The organism is Salinicoccus hispanicus (genome assembly GCF_009831115.1).
GTDB lineage: Bacteria > Bacillota > Bacilli > Staphylococcales > Salinicoccaceae > Salinicoccus > Salinicoccus hispanicus.
In genome coordinates, this window is sequence record NZ_WUUK01000003.1 from 236,203 (window position 1) to 256,814 (window position 20,612).

Annotated in this window: 12 protein-coding genes; 8 read left to right on the forward strand and 4 right to left on the reverse strand. The window is 34.5% G+C overall.

Annotated features, from left to right (window positions below):
- Positions 1 to 17: 17 nt before the first annotated feature.
- The 4 genes from GQ671_RS08605 to GQ671_RS08620 all read left to right on the forward strand — a co-directional run bounded on the left by GQ671_RS08605 (position 18) and on the right by GQ671_RS08620 (position 5,959).
- Positions 18 to 1,520: a phytoene desaturase family protein gene (locus tag GQ671_RS08605; RefSeq protein ID WP_160655675.1), complete on the forward strand. Its 1,503-nt coding sequence runs from the start codon at positions 18 to 20 to the stop codon at positions 1,518 to 1,520.
- Positions 1,521 to 1,593: 73 nt separating this feature from the next.
- Complete coding sequence (locus tag GQ671_RS08610) at positions 1,594 to 2,700, forward strand: glycosyltransferase (RefSeq protein ID WP_246153216.1); 1,107 nt, start codon at positions 1,594 to 1,596, stop codon at positions 2,698 to 2,700.
- 65 nt (positions 2,701 to 2,765) lie between these two features.
- Positions 2,766 to 3,644 (forward strand): alpha/beta hydrolase, encoded by an 879-nt coding sequence (locus GQ671_RS08615; protein WP_160656362.1) that lies wholly within the window; start codon positions 2,766 to 2,768, stop codon positions 3,642 to 3,644.
- A gap of 422 nt (positions 3,645 to 4,066) precedes the next feature.
- The gene (locus GQ671_RS08620; protein WP_160655678.1) at positions 4,067 to 5,959 is read left to right on the forward strand and encodes an ATP-binding protein; all 1,893 of its coding nucleotides are present in this window, start codon (positions 4,067 to 4,069) and stop codon (positions 5,957 to 5,959) included.
- A gap of 238 nt (positions 5,960 to 6,197) precedes the next feature.
- On the opposite strand, the gene GQ671_RS08625 is transcribed toward GQ671_RS08620, so the two are convergent.
- Positions 6,198 to 7,442, reverse strand: coding sequence for a DNA cytosine methyltransferase (locus GQ671_RS08625; RefSeq protein WP_160655681.1), 1,245 nt, complete (start codon positions 7,440 to 7,442; stop codon positions 6,198 to 6,200).
- 152 nt (positions 7,443 to 7,594) lie between these two features.
- Here GQ671_RS08625 and GQ671_RS08630 point away from each other — a divergent pair, with 152 nt between their 5' ends.
- Genes GQ671_RS08630 through GQ671_RS08645 form a run of 4 tightly spaced genes read left to right on the forward strand, consistent with a single transcriptional unit; the run spans position 7,595 to position 16,262 of the window.
- Positions 7,595 to 10,030: a hypothetical protein gene (locus GQ671_RS08630; protein ID WP_160655684.1), complete on the forward strand. Its 2,436-nt coding sequence runs from the start codon at positions 7,595 to 7,597 to the stop codon at positions 10,028 to 10,030.
- A 30-nt stretch (positions 10,031 to 10,060) separates the two neighbouring features.
- Entirely contained in the window at positions 10,061 to 13,411 is a 3,351-nt protein-coding gene (locus GQ671_RS08635) for a helicase-related protein (protein WP_211364904.1), read from the forward strand.
- A gap of 1 nt (position 13,412) precedes the next feature.
- Positions 13,413 to 15,281, forward strand: coding sequence for a DUF1998 domain-containing protein (gene drmB, locus GQ671_RS08640; protein ID WP_160655690.1), 1,869 nt, complete (start codon positions 13,413 to 13,415; stop codon positions 15,279 to 15,281).
- A gap of 24 nt (positions 15,282 to 15,305) precedes the next feature.
- Positions 15,306 to 16,262, forward strand: a complete 957-nt coding sequence (locus tag GQ671_RS08645) for a DUF3883 domain-containing protein (RefSeq protein WP_211364905.1) — start codon at positions 15,306 to 15,308, stop codon at positions 16,260 to 16,262.
- A gap of 227 nt (positions 16,263 to 16,489) precedes the next feature.
- On the opposite strand, the gene GQ671_RS08650 is transcribed toward GQ671_RS08645, so the two are convergent.
- The 3 genes from GQ671_RS08650 to GQ671_RS08660 form a co-directional block, all read right to left on the reverse strand.
- Positions 16,490 to 16,780 carry a MazG-like family protein gene (locus tag GQ671_RS08650; RefSeq protein ID WP_322789467.1) on the reverse strand — a complete coding sequence of 97 codons (291 nt, stop codon included), beginning with the start codon at positions 16,778 to 16,780 and terminating at the stop codon, positions 16,490 to 16,492.
- Positions 16,773 to 18,425 (reverse strand): DUF2075 domain-containing protein, encoded by a 1,653-nt coding sequence (locus GQ671_RS08655; protein ID WP_160655695.1) that lies wholly within the window; start codon positions 18,423 to 18,425, stop codon positions 16,773 to 16,775. Before GQ671_RS08655 ends, GQ671_RS08650 begins: the two co-directional genes overlap by 8 nt.
- A gap of 88 nt (positions 18,426 to 18,513) precedes the next feature.
- A complete protein-coding gene (locus tag GQ671_RS08660; protein WP_160655698.1) occupies positions 18,514 to 20,184 on the reverse strand; it encodes a DUF262 domain-containing protein in 1,671 nt (556 codons plus the stop codon).
- Positions 20,185 to 20,612: the final 428 nt, after the last annotated feature.

Consider the following 20,612-nt stretch of genomic DNA (forward strand, 5'->3'; position numbering starts at 1 on the left):
GGGAACGAGGTATATGCATGACAAAAAAAGTAATCGTCGTTGGTGCCGGTGTGGCAGGTTTGGCTAGTGCCATTAGACTACAGCACGCCGGATACCAAGTCGAAATATATGAAAAGGAATCTACACCCGGCGGAAAGATGAACCGGATCGAAAAAGACGGATATACATTCGATCTCGGACCAAGCATCGTCATGATGCCGGAAGTCTACCGGGAGATATTCGAGCTTTGTGGACGTGATCCGGATGACTACATTCCAATGGAGAAATTGGATCCCATGTACAGGGTGTACTTCACTGACATACCGGACACCCCCATCGATATCTCCTCTGACCTGACGGAGATGACCAGAACGATCGAATCCATCAACAAGCCAGATGTCGAAGGGTTTCTCAGTTATCTGAACGATATCTATAAAGGCTATACTTTCGCCATGGAAAATATTCTGAGGCGGCCTTTTTACAAAAGAGGCGATGTCTACAACTTATCGATGGTCAGGAAAGCACCGAAAGTGAAGCTCGTGGGAACAGCCGATCGTTTCATTGGAAGATATATAGAAAGCGAACGCCTGAAGCAGATCCTCGGCTTCCAGACATTGTATATCGGGGTTTCCCCGTTCAGTGGCCCTTCGTTCTATTCGATGATTCCGATGATTCAATTTCTATATGGGGTATGGTTCATCAAAGGCGGTATGTATACCATGGCATCGTCCATGGAACGGCTCTTCAAGGAACTTGGCGGAGAAGTCTTCTACGACAGTCCGGTGCAGGAAATATCGACCGAAAATAGACAGGCCACTGGAATTATGGTGAATGATAGAAAGATTGATGCAGATTTCGTCGTCTGCAATGCCGATTTCCCCTATGCAATGAAAAACCTGATGAAACAGCCTGAAGCTAGAGGCGCATTCACCGATAAAAAGATCGAAAGCATGAAATATTCCTGTTCCGGCTTCCTGATGTATCTCGGCATGGACCGGAAATATGAAGATGTCGAACATATCCATAATTTCATTTTCAATGAAGCACTCGAGAAGAACATGCAGGACATCTTTGAAGGAAAAAAACTCGAGCACGCCTCCTTCTATGTCTATATCGCATCGAAACTCGATCCTACGCTTGCACCCGACGGCAAGGATGGGCTCTACATCCTGATGCCCGTGTCCGCCCTCGATACAGCCGACTATGAGTGGAATGATGAAACAATCCAGTACTACCGCACCTACATTCTGGAAACGTTGAAGGAAATAAAAGGCTTTGAAAATATCGAGCAGGATATCGTCACAGAAACGCATATTACGCCGCTTGATTTCGAGTCCAGGTTCAATGCCTACAACGGCGCCGCATTCGGGCTACAGCCCACCCTTTCCCAGAGCATCCATAAGCGTCCGCAAAGCAAATCACCAAGCTGCGACAACCTGTACTTCACAGGAAGCAGCACGCACCCGGGCGCAGGTGTGCCCATTGTCCTGCTGTCCGCCGGGATTGCGGCGGATGCACTGATTGCGGACGATAAGAACTGACTCTGGTACTGTTCCAATTACAAAAATAAAGACATCGTGCATCCAATGATTGAATTGAAAGGAGGAGATACTCTTGATAGCCAATATATCACTCGGGCTTCTAGCAATCGGTGCCGGCGCACTCATGTTTCGCTCACTACCCACGCCGCGAAGACGGGATGAAGATGCCGAACATCCCTCCCTATCCATCATCATTCCTGCCAGAAATGAAGCGGAAAGTCTGCCACACCTGCTCGGGACCTTGCAGGAGCAAAATTTGGAATCGTTCGAAGTGCTGGTCGTCGACGATCACTCTACGGATGACACCATCTCCATCGCAAAGTCCTTTGGGGCAACAGTGCTGCATAATGAATCCAAAGAAGATGGGGCCGGAAAATCATCCGCATGCTGGCATGGTGTCCAGCATTCCAAAGGACAGTGGCTGCTGTTCCTGGATGCCGATACACGGCTCGAAGGCCCCGACAGTCTCGGGAAGCTGTTAAATTTGTATCAACATAAAGGCGCAAGAGGTATCCTTTCACTGCAGCCATTCCACCACATAGAAGATATGTACGAGAACCTTTCCGCCATCTTCAACATCATTGTGATCGTTGGTATGAATAAATTCACCGCATGGAGAGACCGCTTTGAACCCGCAGGCTCATTCGGCCCCTGCATCCTCTCTGATAGGGATGACTACCTTTCAACAGGCGGACACAAGGCGATTGAGGGTGCTATCATGGATGATCTGGCGCTGGGACAGGCATATCTCGACAAAGATCTGCCCGTGCATTGCATGGGCGGCAAGGGCGTTATATCTTTCCGCATGTATCCGGAAGGGTTCAAAAGTCTTGTAGAGGGCTGGTGCAAAAGCTTTGCGCTCGGTTCAAAATCCACACATCCTGTCGTCATGCTGATGACCATCCTCTGGATTGCCGGCAGCTTCATCACCACCGGCGCGTTCATCTCGTCACTTATAGCGATGAATTCAGCATCCATCATGCTTACTGGCGCTTTGTATTTCCTTTACGCACTTCAGACAATGATATTCGCCCGAAGATGCGGGAACTTCAACCGCTTCATTTTCATATTCCATCCCGTCCTGTTCTCATTTTTTGCAGGCATATTCGTATATTCCATCTTCCGGGTCCATGTTATGCGTTCTGTGACTTGGAAAGGACGGAAGATAAACATTAAGTAGGATGTCTGGATACCCTCATTCTCGATCTGAGCATGAAGACTAGAAGAAAACGAGGTAAGCCGGTTATGTACAAAATCATCATCGCAAAAATACTGCGACTTTTTCCAAATAAAGCAGCAAAAAATCCAATGATCAATCAGCCGCCTTTGAAAATTAAAAAAGATTTTGTGGTTGAAACATCCATTGGTCCGACTCCGGTTTCGCTCTATTATCCATTGGAAGCACAACAAAAAAAGCGCCCCGTCTACATTAACTTCCATGGGGGCGCCTTCATCATGAATGATAAGAATATGGATGAGCCCTACTGCAACTATCTGGCCAATGAGACGGGATGCGCCGTACTCAATATCGGTTATGTCAAAGCACCGGAATACCCTTTTCCGAATGCGATTGAACAGAGCTATGAAGTGCTCCAATGGCTAAAAAGAGAAGCGGATGATCTAGACATCGATTCTGAAAAGATAATGGTGGGTGGCCAGAGCTCAGGTGGAAATTTTGCAGCTGCCCTCTGCCTCTACCTTCAAGGCAAACAGGAAAAGCAACCACTTCTCCAAGTGCTGTCCTGTCCAATGCTCGATTTCGTCACACCCTATGCAGAGAAGCCGGAACCAAGCAAGTTGCGCGCACGTTACCCCCAAGTCGCAAACTTTTTAAATATGAGCTATGTACCTGAAGAAGAAATGGCCAGAAACCCCCTTGCCTCCCCTGTTTATGCGGACGTAAATGAAGATTTGGCTCCCGCACTTATCCTTATTGCTGAGCATGATGCTTTTAGACCGGAAGCGGAAAAGTATGCTGAGAAATTAAAAACAGCAGGCGTAAGTGTTCAAGATGAATTTTTTACAGGCTGTAAGCATGCCTTTACACATCTAGGGCCAAAAGAAAAAGCTCAGGAGGCCTGGCAGCTGGTATCATGGAAGATTAAAGAAGTTTCAGTGGATTGATATTCAAATAGAATAGACTCTGAACCCACTAAAAAAGTATGCTGATTGTGATGGAGTAACCATTGCATTTTTGATTGTACTGCTCTATACGTTCTTATCACAAAACACATACTACCCGTTCAAAAGCCCCTAAATCAGTTTATTTCTCTGATTTAGGGGCTTTTCAATTTATTTATCTGTTTAATAGAATAATAAATTAAGATCTCAAACACGAACTCCATATCAATTTAGCAATATCCACTCCAGTTCCTTTAAATCACTATTGAGGAACTTATCGACTTTGAATCGTACATTTTTATGTATATTTTCCTAACATAGTTATATATAATAACAGAAAATTTACATTTTTTAGTGTATTAACAGTTTGTATTTATATATCTTGTGTTAGAATAAACTAATAACTTTACCTTTAGGAGGGCGAAATGAGCCAACAGACTGGTTTTAAAATGAGTTACGACAAGAACACAATAGATCACTTAGGAATCAAACTATACAGTCAATTTCCTCCAGTTATTGCTGAATTGATATCAAATGCTTATGACGCTGAAGCAACTAATGTAGATATTACCATAGATTATCAAGAAAAGTGCGTTGTAGTTAAAGACAACGGACATGGAATGACACACGAAGAAATAAATAATTCTTTTTTAAAAATTGGAAGAAATAGAAGGCTCGATTCCAACTCAGGTTTATCAAAAAATAGTTTAAGATACGTTACCGGCAAAAAGGGTTTAGGTAAGTTGGCTGTTTTTGGGATAGCCAAAACAATTAGTGTCACATCTATAACTAATGGGCTGAAAAACGCACTTAAAATTAATTACGACGATCTGAAGAGTGCCGACGACAGTGATTATCAGCCTGAAACACTTTTAGAATATGAGCATACCGAAGAAACTAATGGAACAGTTATAGCCATTGAAGACATTCATTTAAAAAATATTACTCCTCATGAAAACCTAAGCAACAGCTTAGCAAAACGCTTTAATTTTTTTGATGAAGATTTCCAAGTAACTATCAAAAATTTAGAGGAACCTTCCGAACCAATCATAGTAACTCGAGACCTTTACTTACAATCGCTCAATGAACAATTTTCATGGGACTTCCCTTCGAGTTTTACAGATATAATAAAACAAGATGTAAGTTTCAAAGCATTAGACGAATATGGTGTTACCGGAAAGATCATCACAAACGAAACTCCTCTAAAAAAAGCAGATGCTGGCTTTAATATCTATGCTCGAAACAAAATGGCCGCTCAGTCAATCTTCTTTAATGAACGATCAAATGATCAATTCCACACATACGTAATGGGTTATTTCAATATAGATTTTATTGATGAAGATAACGAAAAAGATTTTATTGGAACTGCTCGTCAATCAGTTTTATGGGATCAAAGTGAGCAGCTAGAAGAGTTAAAAAATCATTTGGACAATCTAGTAAAATATATCGGGAGAGAATGGAAAAGGAAAAGAGGAGAGGAAAAAACTGAATTAATCGGTACAAAATTGCCTGAAAACTTTTACGCTGGACTATCGTCTGTTGATCAAAAGCAACTCACGAAAATACAAAAATCCCTAACATCTAATTCGACAGGTGAAGAAGACGCTGAAAATATTGTCAAAGTACTTTCTACAGTAAGAGACTTATTTTCTTTCGAAAGTTTCCAAGAATATATAACAGAATTAGAGCAAACGGAATTAACACTTGAGAATGTAGAAAAAATTGCTAGTGACTGGGAGCTGATTGAATCTAAAGAGCTTTCAAAAATTGCCAAAGGTCGCATCGAAGCTATAAACAAGTTTGAAACTTTTGTAAACAACGATGAAAGCGAAACTAAAGTAATTCAACCTTTTCTCGAAAAGTTTCCTTGGATGTTAGATCCTAGGATAGCTAACTTTGAAAGAGAAAAAACTTTCGCTAGGATTCTAAAAGAAAACTTTCCTGACGATTCCTTAGAAGAAAAGAATAAAAGAATAGATTTTTTGTGTGATACTGCAAACGGTGGAATTATCATTATTGAGTTGAAAAGACCCAGTATAAAAATATCACAAAAAGAATTAAATCAAATAATAGAATATAAAATATTTGTTGAAGAAAGGTATAAAGATTCTTATGGCAAAAAAGTAGAATGTTTTTTGATATCTGAAAATATCAAAATGGACCCTAATACACGTATTCTTGCTGATGGTTTAGAAAATAATGGTACTTTAAAAATATTATCCTATTCACAACTACTTAAAGATGCTAGGAATTACAACAAAGAATTTATCTCACAGTATGAAAAACTAACAGAAAAGATAACGAATGACGGATTGTAACAGGCATCCAATCGGTTCATTAAAGCCATTTTTTATTTAGATACATTCAAATATGATGATCTAGTAACCCGCTTCACCACTATAAGGGTCTAATTTCGTAACCTATAAATTGTACTTTTGAAATAAAAAATATTGCGATACTCAATCTAAATTCATCACAAAATTTAAACTATTTACCTAAAGTAATATTATTTTGCAGAAGATTTCATAAATAACTGTATCTCCCCAGTATTTCTGACTATAGGTACATATCATTTCGAACTACTCGTGCAAACTTCTGAGCCAAAACTGGGGGCACCGCATTCCCAATCTGTCTAAAAGCACTGGTTCGAGAATCTTCAAAATAATAATCATCTGGAAAAGACTGAATTCTTGCTGCTTCTCTAACAGTTATAGATCTGTTTTGTTTTACATCTGGGTGAATATAGTAATGTCCATCTTTAGCTATGTGAGCCACAACTGTATGAGCTATACCTGAACCATTCAATGCTTTAAAACGATCTAAAAAACCATAATTATTTTTATGCTTAATTAGATCGCTAGGCAAGTCATTATATTTTATATTCTTCCCTTGTTTTTTGCCTTCAGCAATTATTTGATATATTTTCAAGTCGTTTTCGTTATTGGGTCTAGAAACATTCTGACTTAAAGGTAAGTTAAATTTTCTATAATAATTTTTAATAATACTATTTTTCGCTGAACATTTATAGCAATTACTGGATTGACCATTTTTCAAGTAAGGCAAATCAGAGAACAGCTCATTTAACGTAAGCGAAGATTCTTTATATTTAATTAAAGACTTAAAGAATGATTTATTCATAAACTTCTTTTTTTTACCGAAAATAATCAAGCGTTCTCTGTTTTGAGGTACACCATACTCAGCACTATTTATGATTTCAAATTCTATGTCATATGAATTTTCATGTAACGCATTTTGAAAACTTTTTTTTATTAACGGAAGCAATAAATTCCCAGCATGATCTTTAAACGAAAGAAGACCCTTTACATTTTCAAAAACAAAAAAATCTGGCTCAAATTCTTTTAGAAAATCGATGTAGTAATTAAATAGGTATACTCTCTCATCAGTTCTTAGTTTGTCTTTATTTCTAGCTCTTCCAATCGTAGAATAAGCTTGACATGGAGGTCCACCAATAATACCGTGGATATGCCTATCACCTTTTAGATTATTTATATCATTTAATATTTCATTTATATTTTTTTGATTTATTTCTTTATTAATAACTTTATTTTGAATTGAACTTGGTACTAAAGAAAATAATTGTTCAAAACTCAGTTCATTTTTCAAGTATTTTTCATATAGATGTAACAGTTTCTGTTCTTTTAAGTAGTAAAAGGCTTCTCTTAACCGAAGAGTTTTAGAAGCATGCTTATCGACTTCTACATGAGCGATATTCTTAAATCCCTCATTGCGAAAACCCTCCGACAGTCCCCCCGCACCAGAAAACAAATCTATGATATTCATTAATATCCACCTCTAACATTAAAAACTGCACTTAAGTTTTATTGTTCACCATCCTTATGATTATAACACTTTTGCTATTCTAACCAATGCATATTAGATACATTTATCGTATAATGGAAATAATTAGAATTTTACAATTTAGGATGATGCTCATGGAACATTTTTTTTCTTTCATATCTAGAATAGAGTCTCTAGATTATTTAACACAGAATTCTAAAAGTAAGTTAGAGATTTTATTCAGTACAAAATCTAAATCTAGAACCGCCTTCTTTATAGAAGAAGAAAAATACTTTCCATATATATTATTAGGTGAAAGCCATATAAACCTACAACATAATTATGCCTCCTCAAATACTTTTCAGGTTGAGAACATAGAACTTAACTCTCCTGTAGCTTACAAAGAGAAGCAATACTATTTCCGCGGTATAGAGGAAACTGAACAGGAAAACATAGTGATTCTAGAAGAAGTTCCTCCTAAACGACAGAGCAAGAAAAACTCTCCAGTTACGATAAAAATTAAAGCTGAGACTGCAAATAAACTCATAACACCTGTCTTGGAAGTAAAACGAGGAGGCGAACATCATAATATCTCAACCTACTTATCTGAGTTACTCGGAATACCAAGTAACAAATTTTTTGTTAGCAAATCTCTTCTTGTGATCTCAACTATGAAAGAAATTTCTAAGATTAAAGATTTGAAGGTCGATATTAAAAATAAGCGTTTTAACTTTACAACCCTGAGTCCATCAATACTATTAACTAATAATAATAAAAACTATCGATACCTTGGTACGAAAAGCAAAAGAATTAAAAACTCTGATATTCCTTCCAACATTTTCACTACACAACTTGTGGGTGCAAAATTTTTTTTAGAAGATTATTTAAGTAATAAGCCAAATAAATTCAAAACTGATATAAATAAAATTGTTATTATAGGAAACCAATTTATACAACCTAACCAAAGTTCATACTTGTACGATCTTATTGTCTTAGCTGAAGAAGTAGGAATACCAATTTCTTTTTACGGTACTACAGACGTTATCTACAAAGGTTTATCACAAGATATAATCAAAGAATTTGAAGTTTACGCATGGACTCCAAAATTTATAAGCCAACCTGTAAATATTAAATTTGATGTAATTAACTCTAATGACTCTTTTCATAAAAGTATAAAAAAAATTAATTCCTATATTAAAGAATTAGAAGAACAAGGTCATTTTTATCTTAGAATACGGGTTATGGAATTAAAAAACTTAGTACTTCAACAAGTATATAAAGATAGACAAACTTTGGAATTATTAAATTCCAAATTAGCAGATCTACAACTATTTTATGCCTTTGATGATTACATCTCAAAAGAATTTTATACACTTTTTGAAAATAGATACCCTTATAATGTAACAAAAAATATAAGAAAATATTTAGAAAAAGATAATGAACTAGTATTAGTAGTTCCTATGCACTATAAGGGAGCAGCCGACCAATTAATAAAAGCTCACCATTTGAAGAATGAAATTATCGTAGCAGAAGATGTAGCCAAAATTCACAATAATAGTGAGAATAACTTTCTTCTTTCATATCTCCCGAAAAAAGATTTGAGCAAATGGTTTACTCGTTTTAAAGGAAATCATTTGACTGTCCTATTCCCTAATGTAGATGCTAAAAATGTAAATAGATTTATTAACTATTTCAATAACTCCTTAAATGAACTTGAAAAGAACAACTCATTAAACATCGTATATCCTAACAATATAAAATGGAAACTAGATCTGTTAAAGGAAGAACCACAAGAAGCATCTCCTCATTATGAGGTTGATAACCCTATTACCGAACCTTCACTATCTTTTTTCGATGTCCTAGAGGAAGCAAAGAATAATATAGAATTCAAGGAAAACTATAGTAGTAAAATTGTCAAAATTGATAGGGTTTTTGAAACAGAAAATTCCAGATTTTTAGCATCTACTCAAAAGTTTAAACTCTTTCATATTGATGACCAAAATTTCATTAAACAAGACATGGCCAGAAATTTTGAAATTGGAGATAATATTTTATTGTTAGACATTCCTTATTCAAATGAACTGTATTATGAAACCCTGCAGAAAGGTAACTCTGATTTATTTTTAAGTTCTTCTGAATATATAAATATTGGTAATATGAAAGAGCTAGATATCGAATGGAAAGAGCAACTTAGAGCTTATTATGATAAGCATCGACTAACTCCGACCCTCTTAGCAAACGAGTTTGCTAAAATCGGATTCTTTAGGTCCACAGGTTTTTTCCAATCTTGGATAAATCCCGATTCCGTCAATCTTGTGCCTAGAGATCCACATTTCATAAAATACATTGGGATTCTTAATGGAAACGATAACTTGGTCAATAATTATATGAAATACTATAAAGCTAGTGAAAAATTGAAAGAGGAGTTTAAGAATATACGCCGTGCGATGATAGAATCACTTATTAATAATAAATATGATGAAAAACATCTTAGTAGTTTAAATATTACAGCTTCCATCCATACTATTACAGATATTGAACTAAAAGAAGATTTTTATATTGATGAATTTCTGAGTAATAGGCTGATATAAATTTAAAAAGGGAATGGTTACATGGTTAAAATGGAAAGACAAGAGGAAATCAGGAAAGATATTATAAACTATACTAAAAGCCTCTTACTTGGCCCTGGTTCTGAAAAGGGAGTTCATCTTGTAGAGGAAGAAATCATTTCTGAAAGCCCATCTCAACGTTATTTAACAGGTGTTTTATACACTAGTGATGAGAATGAAAGTTCAATATTAGAAGAAGATACATATATCGATACATTAATTGACAATGAATTTAAACCTAAATCACTAGGTCTTACTTTTCATGTGAGCGACAAAGTAAAAAATATCAATTTTAGTCTCTCAACTTCTTATTATGAAAAAATCAACAATATAGAAATTGTATATTTACGTCCCGAAGATATTCTCATTTTTGAGAATGGTATGAAAAACTTTCCAGAGGCTGACACACTCATAGATTATAGTAAGGAAAAAGCTTCTCTAAAATTTAAAAACAAAAATAAAGAAGAATTGGAACAATTCTATGAGAAATGGTCAAAATCTTCTTCTTGGAAGAAAAGAGAAGATATTGTTTTTTTATCCTATATTAAAAAATTAAATAACTTCCTAAAAAATGGAGCTTACAAGAGACAAAACTGCACCATCCAAAAATTTCTTAGTTTACCAAAAGATAATGAAAAATCTATATGTAGAAAATATTTAGAGCTTAAGTTAAATGAGAAACAGAAAGTATTAATCACTTTATTAGTACGCAAATTAAATATAGTAGGATTTGATGCGAAATCAGTAACTATTGTAGTACAAAATACTGGCACGAGCGAACTATTTCAAAGCCAATTGTCAATAAGCACTGATGAACCATTTATCGCATCTGAAGATATAAAGCTTAGAGACTTAGTTACAAAAGACTATGATGAGATGCAGAATTTACTTTTGTATAGAGATAAAAAAACTTATGCTGTTGGGCATGGGGTATCCGTTCAATGGGAAAGTAAATCTCCAAAGAAGATTTTCACAGAGTACATCCCAGAATACGAAACAAAGCCCATGAGTTTTGAGATCCCTACCTTGAAAAATTTAGAAGTTTTAAATGCACTTAATTATATTTATCCTGATAGAAAAAAAGTAATTTCAAAGTTAAGATCTTTTATAATAGAATACAAAAAATGGATTGAGAACGAAACAAATAAAGTAGGATGTTTAGATGCAGTATTACAGGAAACTGCTATGGATAATATCGATAAATGCTATTTTTCATTAGAACGCATGGAAAAGAGTATTAATTTAATTGAGAAAGACGATAATGCTTTGAAAGTGTTCAATTATGCAAATGAAGCCATGGTGCTTCAAAGAATGGAGAACGCAAACGATAAACAAACTGCTTTTATTGAAAAAAGTTACCTCAATACAACGCTTGAATGGAGACCTTTCCAATTAGCATTTATACTTAACTCATTTGAATCTATTATTAATGAGAATAGTGAATACAGAGATCTTTTAGATTTAATGTCGGTATCGACTGGTGGAGGTAAGACTGAAGCTTACCTTTTTATCATTGCTGTAGCAATATTTAATAGAAGATTAAAGTTTCCTACAAAAGAAGATGGAACAACTGTTATTATGCGTTATACATTAAGATTACTTACAACTCAGCAATTTGAAAGAGCTGCCTCTTTAATTTCTGCCTGTGATTTTTTAAGATCTTATAATATCAGTGAATTAGGTGAAACTAGAATTTCTATCGGTTTATGGGTAGGTCAGAATACAACCCCTAATAGAAACAAAGAGGCAAATAAAAACATAAGCGATATAAAATTTCAAAAAAATAATTTCCCACAAAGTAAGAGTGTGTTCCAACTATTAAAATGCCCATGGTGTAAAACCGATAACAGTATATTCTCTAAATCCTCTACCGGAAGACTTAAGTTGGGTATAAAAGAGGCAGGTCCTTTCAACGATTATCATAATTTTGAATGTTTAAATCGAGATTGTCATTTTACCCATTCTTTACCTATACATGTAGTAGATGAAAACATCTATAGACACAGGCCTACCCTGCTTTTTGGAACAGTAGATAAATTTGCAAGAGTTCCACTAAACGCTGATACTATAAAACTCTTTGGGACGGATAAGGAAGAAATCAAACCTCCAGAATTAATAATTCAAGACGAACTACATCTGATTTCTGGTCCTCTTGGTAGTATAGTAGGACTTTATGAAACTGCTTTTGATTTTATTTTGTCTAAAAGTGGTATTAAACCTAAATATATTGCTTCAACTGCAACTATAAGGAATGCTAAAGAACAAGTAAAATCACTTTTTAATAGAGATTATCAACAATTTCCTCCCTCAGGTTTAGATGCAGATGACAGTTTTTTTGTAAAACTAAATGAAGAGGCTCAAGGAAGAAAGTATATAGGGTTGATAGGGAATGGAAAATCTCAAATTACTTCTGAAATACGAATAGTTTCTTCGTTAATGCAATCAGTTTTTGATTTAAATTTAACAGATGCTGAAAGAGAGCTTTTTTGGACTATTGCTGGTTACTTTAACAGTATTAGAGAATTAGGCAAGATGAATACATTGCTCAAAGATGATATAGATGATTATCTATTGATCCTTAGACAGAGAAACTTTAATGAAAAACGCTACATTAATAATTCGGAAGAACTGACAAGCAGAAAATCCAGCTCCTCAATTAGACAAACTTTAGATAGATTGGATATCAAATACCCAAACAGTAATGCCGTAGACATAGTTAATGCTACTAATATGCTTTCTGTAGGTATAGATATTGGTAGATTAAATTCTATGTTTGTTGTTGGGCAACCGAAGTTAACTTCAGAGTATATACAAGCAACATCTCGTGTAGGAAGAAAGGATCTCGGTATGGTATGGACACTCTACAATAGTATGAGAAGCCGAGACAAGTCGCATTATGAAAATTTTCATTCCTATCACCAATCACTGTACAAATATGTAGAGCCTAGTAGTGTTACACCCTTTTCTATTCCAGCTCTAGACAAAGCCTTAGGAGCAGTAATTGTTGCTATGATGAGAAATATGCGACCAAATATGGAAAGTCCAACATCAATAACTGAGTATGATTTGCAAGTGATTGAAAGATTCTTATTGGATAGAGTTGAAAGCATAGATAGTGAACATCGTTTGTATATAGAAGGTGCAGAAAATAAGATAAAAAAACTAATTGAAGATTGGCGAAACCTTATTCTTACTAATGATAAATTAAAATATTATATAAACTCAAAGCAAACATTTTCTAATGAGATAAATTATTTATTAAAAGATCACGGTATATATGACTATGCCACAGCTGAATATGTAATGAATTCTATGAGAGATGTTGACGAAAACGCTTATTTAATGATAATAGAGAGGGATTAATATGAGTATTATAAGAAATGATGAGTTCGAAGTGAGAAAATCGCAACTCTTAACCCCTTATGGTATTGGATCATTAATAGATATTAATAACCAATCAATAATGATAAGAGGCTCTGAAGATTGGAAGCACAATGAAAATGATATATCAGACTTCAGACTCGAAAAAGCTTTAAACTCAAGAGGATTTATTTCACCTCCTATACCTAGGTCGAATAAAACTGTCAAAGAAGAAGAAAGTATATTAGGTATCAGATTTCCTACATGGTTTTTTTCTCCATTATCTAGAGAACTAAAAACATTTGACAAGTGGAAATCTAGGATAAAAGAAAAGGATTATAGGGATTTTGAAAAACAACCCTTTGAATATATTAGCGGATACAAACGTTCAAATATCGTTCCAGTCAGATTAGTTTGTGCTTGTAAAAATGGTCACGTTCAGGACTTTCCGTGGTTTGAATGGGCACACTCAGAAAATCCTTGTAAAAATGAAAAAAATCATACTTTACAGTTAAAATCTTACGGTAACTCTACTTCTTTAAATCAAATGGTTGTTCAGTGCAATTGTGGATCAAAGAGGTCTCTGTCGGGTGTATTCAATCAAAATATATTAAAGCCAACGCTAGGTAAAATAAATATCTCTTGTAAAGGCAACTATGTTTGGAAAGATTCTAAAGACAAATGTAAATCTGAACTACATGTCTTGTTACGTAGTCAATCAAATCTATATTTCCCAAATTTAAGAAGCTCTGTCAATATTCCATTTAGTAAAGACAACTTTTTAGAGAAATTAAAAAGAAACACTTACTTCTCAGTTATAGAGAAAGAGTTAGACAATTGTTCCAATCTAGATGAAGCTATTAACAATGACATCATAAAAATAATGCTGCCAAAAGTTTCTTTAGAAATGGGCGAAACAGTAGAAAGAATATTAGAGGAGATAGATAACCATCACTTTTCTCTTAAGCATAAGAAAATAACCGTAATGGACTATAAGTATGACGAATACAAAGTCTTAACAGGTAAAGTTCCATACGATAAAACAAAAAATATCAGTTTCGATCTAAAAGTAATCAACAATAAAGAATTTAATAAGCAAAAATATACACCTCTTTTATCAACTATTACACTTGTTAAAAGTCTCGAAATTATTACAGCTTTGACTGGCTACTCTAGAATCCATACGCCAGAATCAGATTCCATGATCAACGATAATGAATCCCTCGAAGAAGGTAATGTAGTATCACTGAAAAGAGAGGATGGAAAATATGTAGCTTTGAAGTCAAAAGGAGAAGGGATTTTTATAGAGTTTTCAAGCGAGAAAATAGAAGAATGGAGCAATATCATTGAAACTTCACCAATATCATCAATAATATACGCTAAAGAAAACAAATTAAAACACGAATCCCAACAAGACTATGTAAATCCTAAATTCTATATGATTCACACGTTTTCTCATATTTTAATGAAAGAGTTAACACACACCAGTGGATATTCTTCGTCTTCCTTAAAAGAAAGACTATACTTTTCAGAAGAAAATAATATGTACGGAGTTCTTATATATACTTCAAGTAGTGATGAAAATGGTACCCTTGGTGGTTTAGTAAAACAAGGAATTCCTCGTAATCTTTTTAGAATTATAAATCAAGCTGTTGAAAGAGCAAGTTGGTGCAGTTATGATCCAGTATGTATAGATAGTAAAGGACAAGGAAGAGATTCACTGAATCTAGCTTCCTGTTATGCTTGTTCTCTAGTATCTGAGACTAGTTGTGAGTTTATGAATGCTTTTCTGGATCGCAAGACACTTATTGGAGAATTAGCTCAACCAATAAGTGGATTTTTCACCGGAGTGAATAATCGATGGACACATTAAAAACTTATTGTGAGGCGATATTAATTGAATTTGCCTAGCTTAGAATTTAATAAAAAAAGTTTTACTCCACAGAGACTAAAAGAATTTAACTCTTTTAACGAAAAGGAAAAAGCAGAGGTAGTTTATTCTTATCTATTTAAAGGACTTTCTCATAGAAAATTGGAAGAAGAAATCTTAGATAAACATAATCATGGTTACGCAGCAATGAATATCTTACATCACTATGGGATAATTAGTAAACATAAGTATATTTTTAGAGAAAAATCATTACAAGCCGTGATTAAACTCTTAGAAACCGATAAACTTAAAGAATATACTACTATTAAGAACTTGTTAGAAAGCATACAAAACAATCAATTAAACAATAATTATTTAAAAAATACAGCTAGAGAGGAGTCGGATAAAAGTCTATACGTAATTTCTCCTCAACCCACTTCTGTCGTTAAGGAAGACTCTGAGAACTATGATAGTGAAGAATATATAAATAATCTGATTACGGAAGAAGATTTAGAATTGCGACACCAGTATCGAAAACGCATTGGTAAGGCTGGGGAAAAACTAGTTCTGGAATATTATATTGAAAAAATTAAGGTTGCTGATATTGAGAGTAGTAAGAAAGATTTCCTCATCTCCAATATTTTAGACGTAAGTCAAATTCATGGCTATGGATATGACATTGTTGCTTATGATCTAGATACATTATCGAGAAGTCCACAAGAAATTTATATTGAAGTTAAGACTACTAAATCTAAAGAGTTGAATGAACCTTTTTACCTCTCTAAAAATGAAGCACTATGTGGTATGAGATTGGGAAGCCGTTATAGAATCGGACGTGTTATAGACATTAATAGCTCCCGTCCTAAATATTTCGAAATCAGCCCTTTTAAAAACTCGAATACTGAATTGGATTTGATAACTAACCTAGAAATGACTTTAGAAATTGAAGCAAGTGATTTCATAGTTAGAGGATGGAAGATTTAAATTAAACAAGATAACACTAATCACTATGCTTCTAAAGAAGTAAACTTAGAGTAAAAAAGTCTACTCTAAGTTTATTTATGCTTCTTCTACCTCAGTTTGGGGTAATACATCATATATTTTAAAACCACCTAGTGCACCCCCTCTCTTATTACATCCGCTGAATCGCTACGTGTTTCTCAAGTTTATATCCTAATCGATCACCTGAAATGTACTAAGTGTTCCGCTGTTTACTTAGGATACTTCTCTTTATTCTTCTCCAACTTTCTCAAAATTGCTTTTTCCATATCAATATCCATATCATCTGCTAACATCATCCCATATATAAATACATCAGCTAACTCTTCTTCTATATTGTGTCGGTTCTTTTCGATACCTTCTTCAGCAGTAATCCATTGGAAGTTTTCAAGAAGTTCTGATGCTTCCAAAGATAAGGATAAAGACAGGTCTTTTGCGTTATGATATTGTCTCCAGTTTCTTTCGTCTCTGAATTTATTTACCTCTTTAATCAATTCATCCACCTTGTTCACCCTCTTTGTGCTTCTCTTGTAAAACCTTTTTAAGCTTTTCATCGCTAGCATATAAATATAACCCTTTGACGCCCCGCTTCATCAAAACGTTAATGGAGTTCAGGATGATCTGCTCCTTCATTTCCTTTACGTTGTATTTAACTTGAGCTTCTGAAGAAGTTCTGAAAGCTTCTTTATCTTTGTACTTTTGCGGCAGAAGTTTCAGCTCCTGCCTTTCTTCGTCATATGAAACGGAAGGGCCAAGAATGACTCCGACGTAATTAAGGTCAAACCCTTGGATTGTATATATGGATCCGACTTCCTTAATGGTTTCAGGATGTTCTGCCCATGTCTCCTTATACTCGGTCCTATTCCAGATGCCTTTAAAACCAGGCTCCTCTACATAGTATTCTGCACCATCTTTCTTATGCTCATAATCGAAAGTTGCGACCACCCGCGACAGTTGGTGCTTTCTGTCTTTTTCTTCGATAGCCTTAAACATTTCAGCAGCGCTGTCAAAAAGTTTCAACTCATAATTTCCGGTTTTCTCTGGGAATCGTTTAATCTTCTTATCTACAAAGGCATCAATCCAATCGATGACTTCCTGATCAGCCTGTATTCTGAACTGATCCGTAAGTTCAAACCTTCCCACCTTGGCTCCCTCAGTCATTCCTTCAAGAAGATCGCTGGACCAGTGACTCTTTAACTTAAGAAATTGTTTTTCATCAAATACGACTACGGTCACCTTACTCCTCAGGCTGATATCTCTGAGCTGATTATCTCCTGCATAGCTATTATATTTATCGCTTCTGGAGAGAAGCAGGTGGGCTTCATCTACAAATGTAATATCAGCAATTTCTCCCATTTTATCCATACGATTAATAAAGGATGTTGGTTTCATGAAGTTCTTTTTCTTAAGGTTTGGTAAACTCTCGGAGATCGATTCGTATGTTTTGATCATCTCATTATGGTTGACCAGCAGATAATTATTGGTTCCTTTCAATGCCGACTCTTCATCTTTGCTCAAGTCTTGTATCGCGTTGAATGTTGAACTCAGAACAACACTTTTTCCTGTACCCGCGTCTCCTTTAATCAAAAATATTGAACGTTCTCCCGTTTGTATATGTGCTTTACAGAATTCTAGTATTTCTTCTTTCAATTCTACTTGAGATTCCGATAATTCTTTATAAGGAGATAGCTTGAATACATCCTTATTCTGAAGATATTCTAAAGTGTTATCTACCAGATCATCTGCCCTTAGTTTCTCCCACAGTTCACTAAATATCTCGTTATCGTACTTGTATTTTTCATAGTAGTTATGCGTCATTGATTTTGTCGTCTGACTGACATTTCTGAGAGTGTACTTGTTATCAGCTATGAAATAGTTGATCAGATTTGTTTCAATATTATATGTAGCAGATTGGTTGAACATTTCATGTGAAATTAACAGAACCTTATCCAGTCCTTGCTTCTTTTTATCTTTGAGGTGAGCTTTCATTCTATTTTTCATCTGAACCGTCTGTCCGATATAAGCACTCTGCTTTTTCATACTATTATGCAGTATATAAACAATAGGGAAATTATTATAGTTCATCCCAGTTAGAGTCCCCATACTTCTCTCGTTAAAATCGAGAGTTTCCAACTGCAAGTCGTTCATATTTCCACCTCTCACTCAAGTATTATGAATATTCTATCACATATAATACAAATAAAGCCTTGATTGTTAAAATCAAGACTTACAGCATTTAAATTTTCCATATTTTCATCGCTTTATTAGCAAGATCCGCTTGCCTATCTTGAATCTTATATTCATTCCATTCTTCATATATCATAAGGTCCTTTGTTAGATCTATATTCGACTGTTTATAAATATCTTTCTTTACGTCAAATGTGCTATTAGTACATTCTTTGTTATATTCATCACCTAACAAGGTTAAGTTGCCCAACCTATTTAAATACTGTTCATGGATTTCTGGACTCATATGCCAGTCAGTGGGGCTCTGAGGCATTATATGTTCTATATGGATTTTATTATTATCTCTTTTAATATCCGTTTCAATATTATCAATGCTATTTAACTTTCTTAAAATATATCTGACTACTCCTTTTTTCTTTACTGTGAAAGTTTTAAAACTACTTTTAAATTCTTCATTGGTGATAATTAAGTGTTTTAGATAATCTTTAATTTGATCTATAGTGGTATATTCGTGCTGCGATATTTTATATGCCAAGCTCGCAAAATTAGTTTCATATTTATTTGAAACCCTCCCTGCGACCACGAAATTGCGCACTATCAGCTTTTCTATCATATGCAACATTTCTAACACTTCTTCTTCCTTAAAATTCTCGTTTATCATGGCGAGAAAGATAGGATAATAGGTCGTCGCCCCTAAAAGCTTTAGATCTTTTAACTTTTCGTTTAATAATTCATTTTCAAAGTAAATTTCTTCAGTTGGATTATCGAGAGCACTATAAGTCAAGGAAAGCTCTTCAAGATTTTCAACTAACTCTTGTGACTTTTTAGGAGAATCGATAATATTTCTTATGCTTTTATATAAATCTTTTTCTCTCACAAACTTGTGGTTTGAATTCCAATAATGTCGGATAAATCTAGTTGCATCGATTCTGCCTAAATTATCGAGCATCTTATACCAACTACTCTGTACATCTGGTAACTTATTACCGGATACTCGAAGGACGTTATTTTTAAGTAGATCAGAGGTCTCTAAATCTTTACCACGAGCATTCAATGTTTCAAATATTATAAAAGCTTCATTCAGTTCATCAGTTTCCACATACATCACTTTAAAGTTTCTGACGAGCGTAGTGAACAAGTTATTTAAAATATCATATCTTTTATCCACGTTATTAGTTTCTTCTGTATACTCATCAATTCTTTTAGAGAAATAATTGAATGCATCATAGATTCTTTTTTCAGATTTTGAAAGCTTTCTTTGATTGATTTCATCCACCCTATCAGTTTTCTGTATATAGTCTTTGAAAAACCTTCTATCACTCTCTCCAAGAACCAGTTTCAGTTCGTCTCTTCTGTCAGTGATACGACCAATGTACTGTGTTGTAATATCGTCCCCGTCTATTTTCGCGTCTTCGAATCCATTAGATTTATGAATATCATAGAATTTCTTGCGTAGGACAGACAAAAATATTGCGACTGTAGAAGTTCTCTGCTGACCATCGATAATATATTTCTTATTTTCTTCATCATTGTAATGAATAACGATTTGACCTAGAAAATGATCTCGCAGTTCCCCCTCGTAAAGTTGTGTCAAATCTATCCATAAATCTTCTAGTTCATTTTCCTCCCATGAATATTCCCTTTGATATTCAGGGATAAAGTATGTATCTTCTTGTAAATAAGAACTTAAAGTCCTAAAACTTGAATTAATAATACCCATAATTAATACCCTCTTCTCTATATTCCTCTTTAAACCCATTATCAACAAATTTTGCTATTTGATCAATACATGTAGTTTACAAATGTTATATATAAAATGTGAAGATAATAGAAATTAAGGCATATTGTTTAATATTTCAATACATATTTTACTCAATAGTAAAAAAACATATAACATTAACAGATTATCTTTTAAAGGAGAAGGGAATATAGAAACTTTTATAAAAAAGTATGAGGAGAAGAAAAGAAACGAGATAAAAAATAGAAAATCCTAATGCAAATTTCTAAAGATATAGACCTCTTGACGATGTAGAAGGCGGACATGGAGATCAAGCACCGCTTGATGTACTCAGTGCCCTACTCTGACAGATTAGGTGTAATATGAGGCAACTGATTATTTATCATACAGGGTTCTTGCTATGAGACGTA

Bases quoted from the DNA above. Each gene is read 5' to 3' on its own strand.
- GQ671_RS08630 (WP_160655684.1), top strand. From the start codon at position 7,595: ATGGAACATTTTTTTTCTTTCATATCTAGAATAGAGTCTCTAGATTAT.
- drmB (WP_160655690.1), top strand. From the start codon at position 13,413: ATGAGTATTATAAGAAATGATGAGTTCGAAGTGAGAAAATCGCAACTC.
- GQ671_RS08655 (WP_160655695.1), bottom strand. From the start codon at position 18,425: ATGAACGACTTGCAGTTGGAAACTCTCGATTTTAACGAGAGAAGTATG.
- GQ671_RS08635 (WP_211364904.1), top strand. From the start codon at position 10,061: ATGGAAAGACAAGAGGAAATCAGGAAAGATATTATAAACTATACTAAA.
- GQ671_RS08660 (WP_160655698.1), bottom strand. From the start codon at position 20,184: ATGGGTATTATTAATTCAAGTTTTAGGACTTTAAGTTCTTATTTACAA.
- GQ671_RS08620 (WP_160655678.1), top strand. From the start codon at position 4,067: ATGAGCCAACAGACTGGTTTTAAAATGAGTTACGACAAGAACACAATA.
- GQ671_RS08625 (WP_160655681.1), bottom strand. From the start codon at position 7,442: ATGAATATCATAGATTTGTTTTCTGGTGCGGGGGGACTGTCGGAGGGT.
- GQ671_RS08605 (WP_160655675.1), top strand. From the start codon at position 18: ATGACAAAAAAAGTAATCGTCGTTGGTGCCGGTGTGGCAGGTTTGGCT.
- GQ671_RS08615 (WP_160656362.1), top strand. From the start codon at position 2,766: ATGTACAAAATCATCATCGCAAAAATACTGCGACTTTTTCCAAATAAA.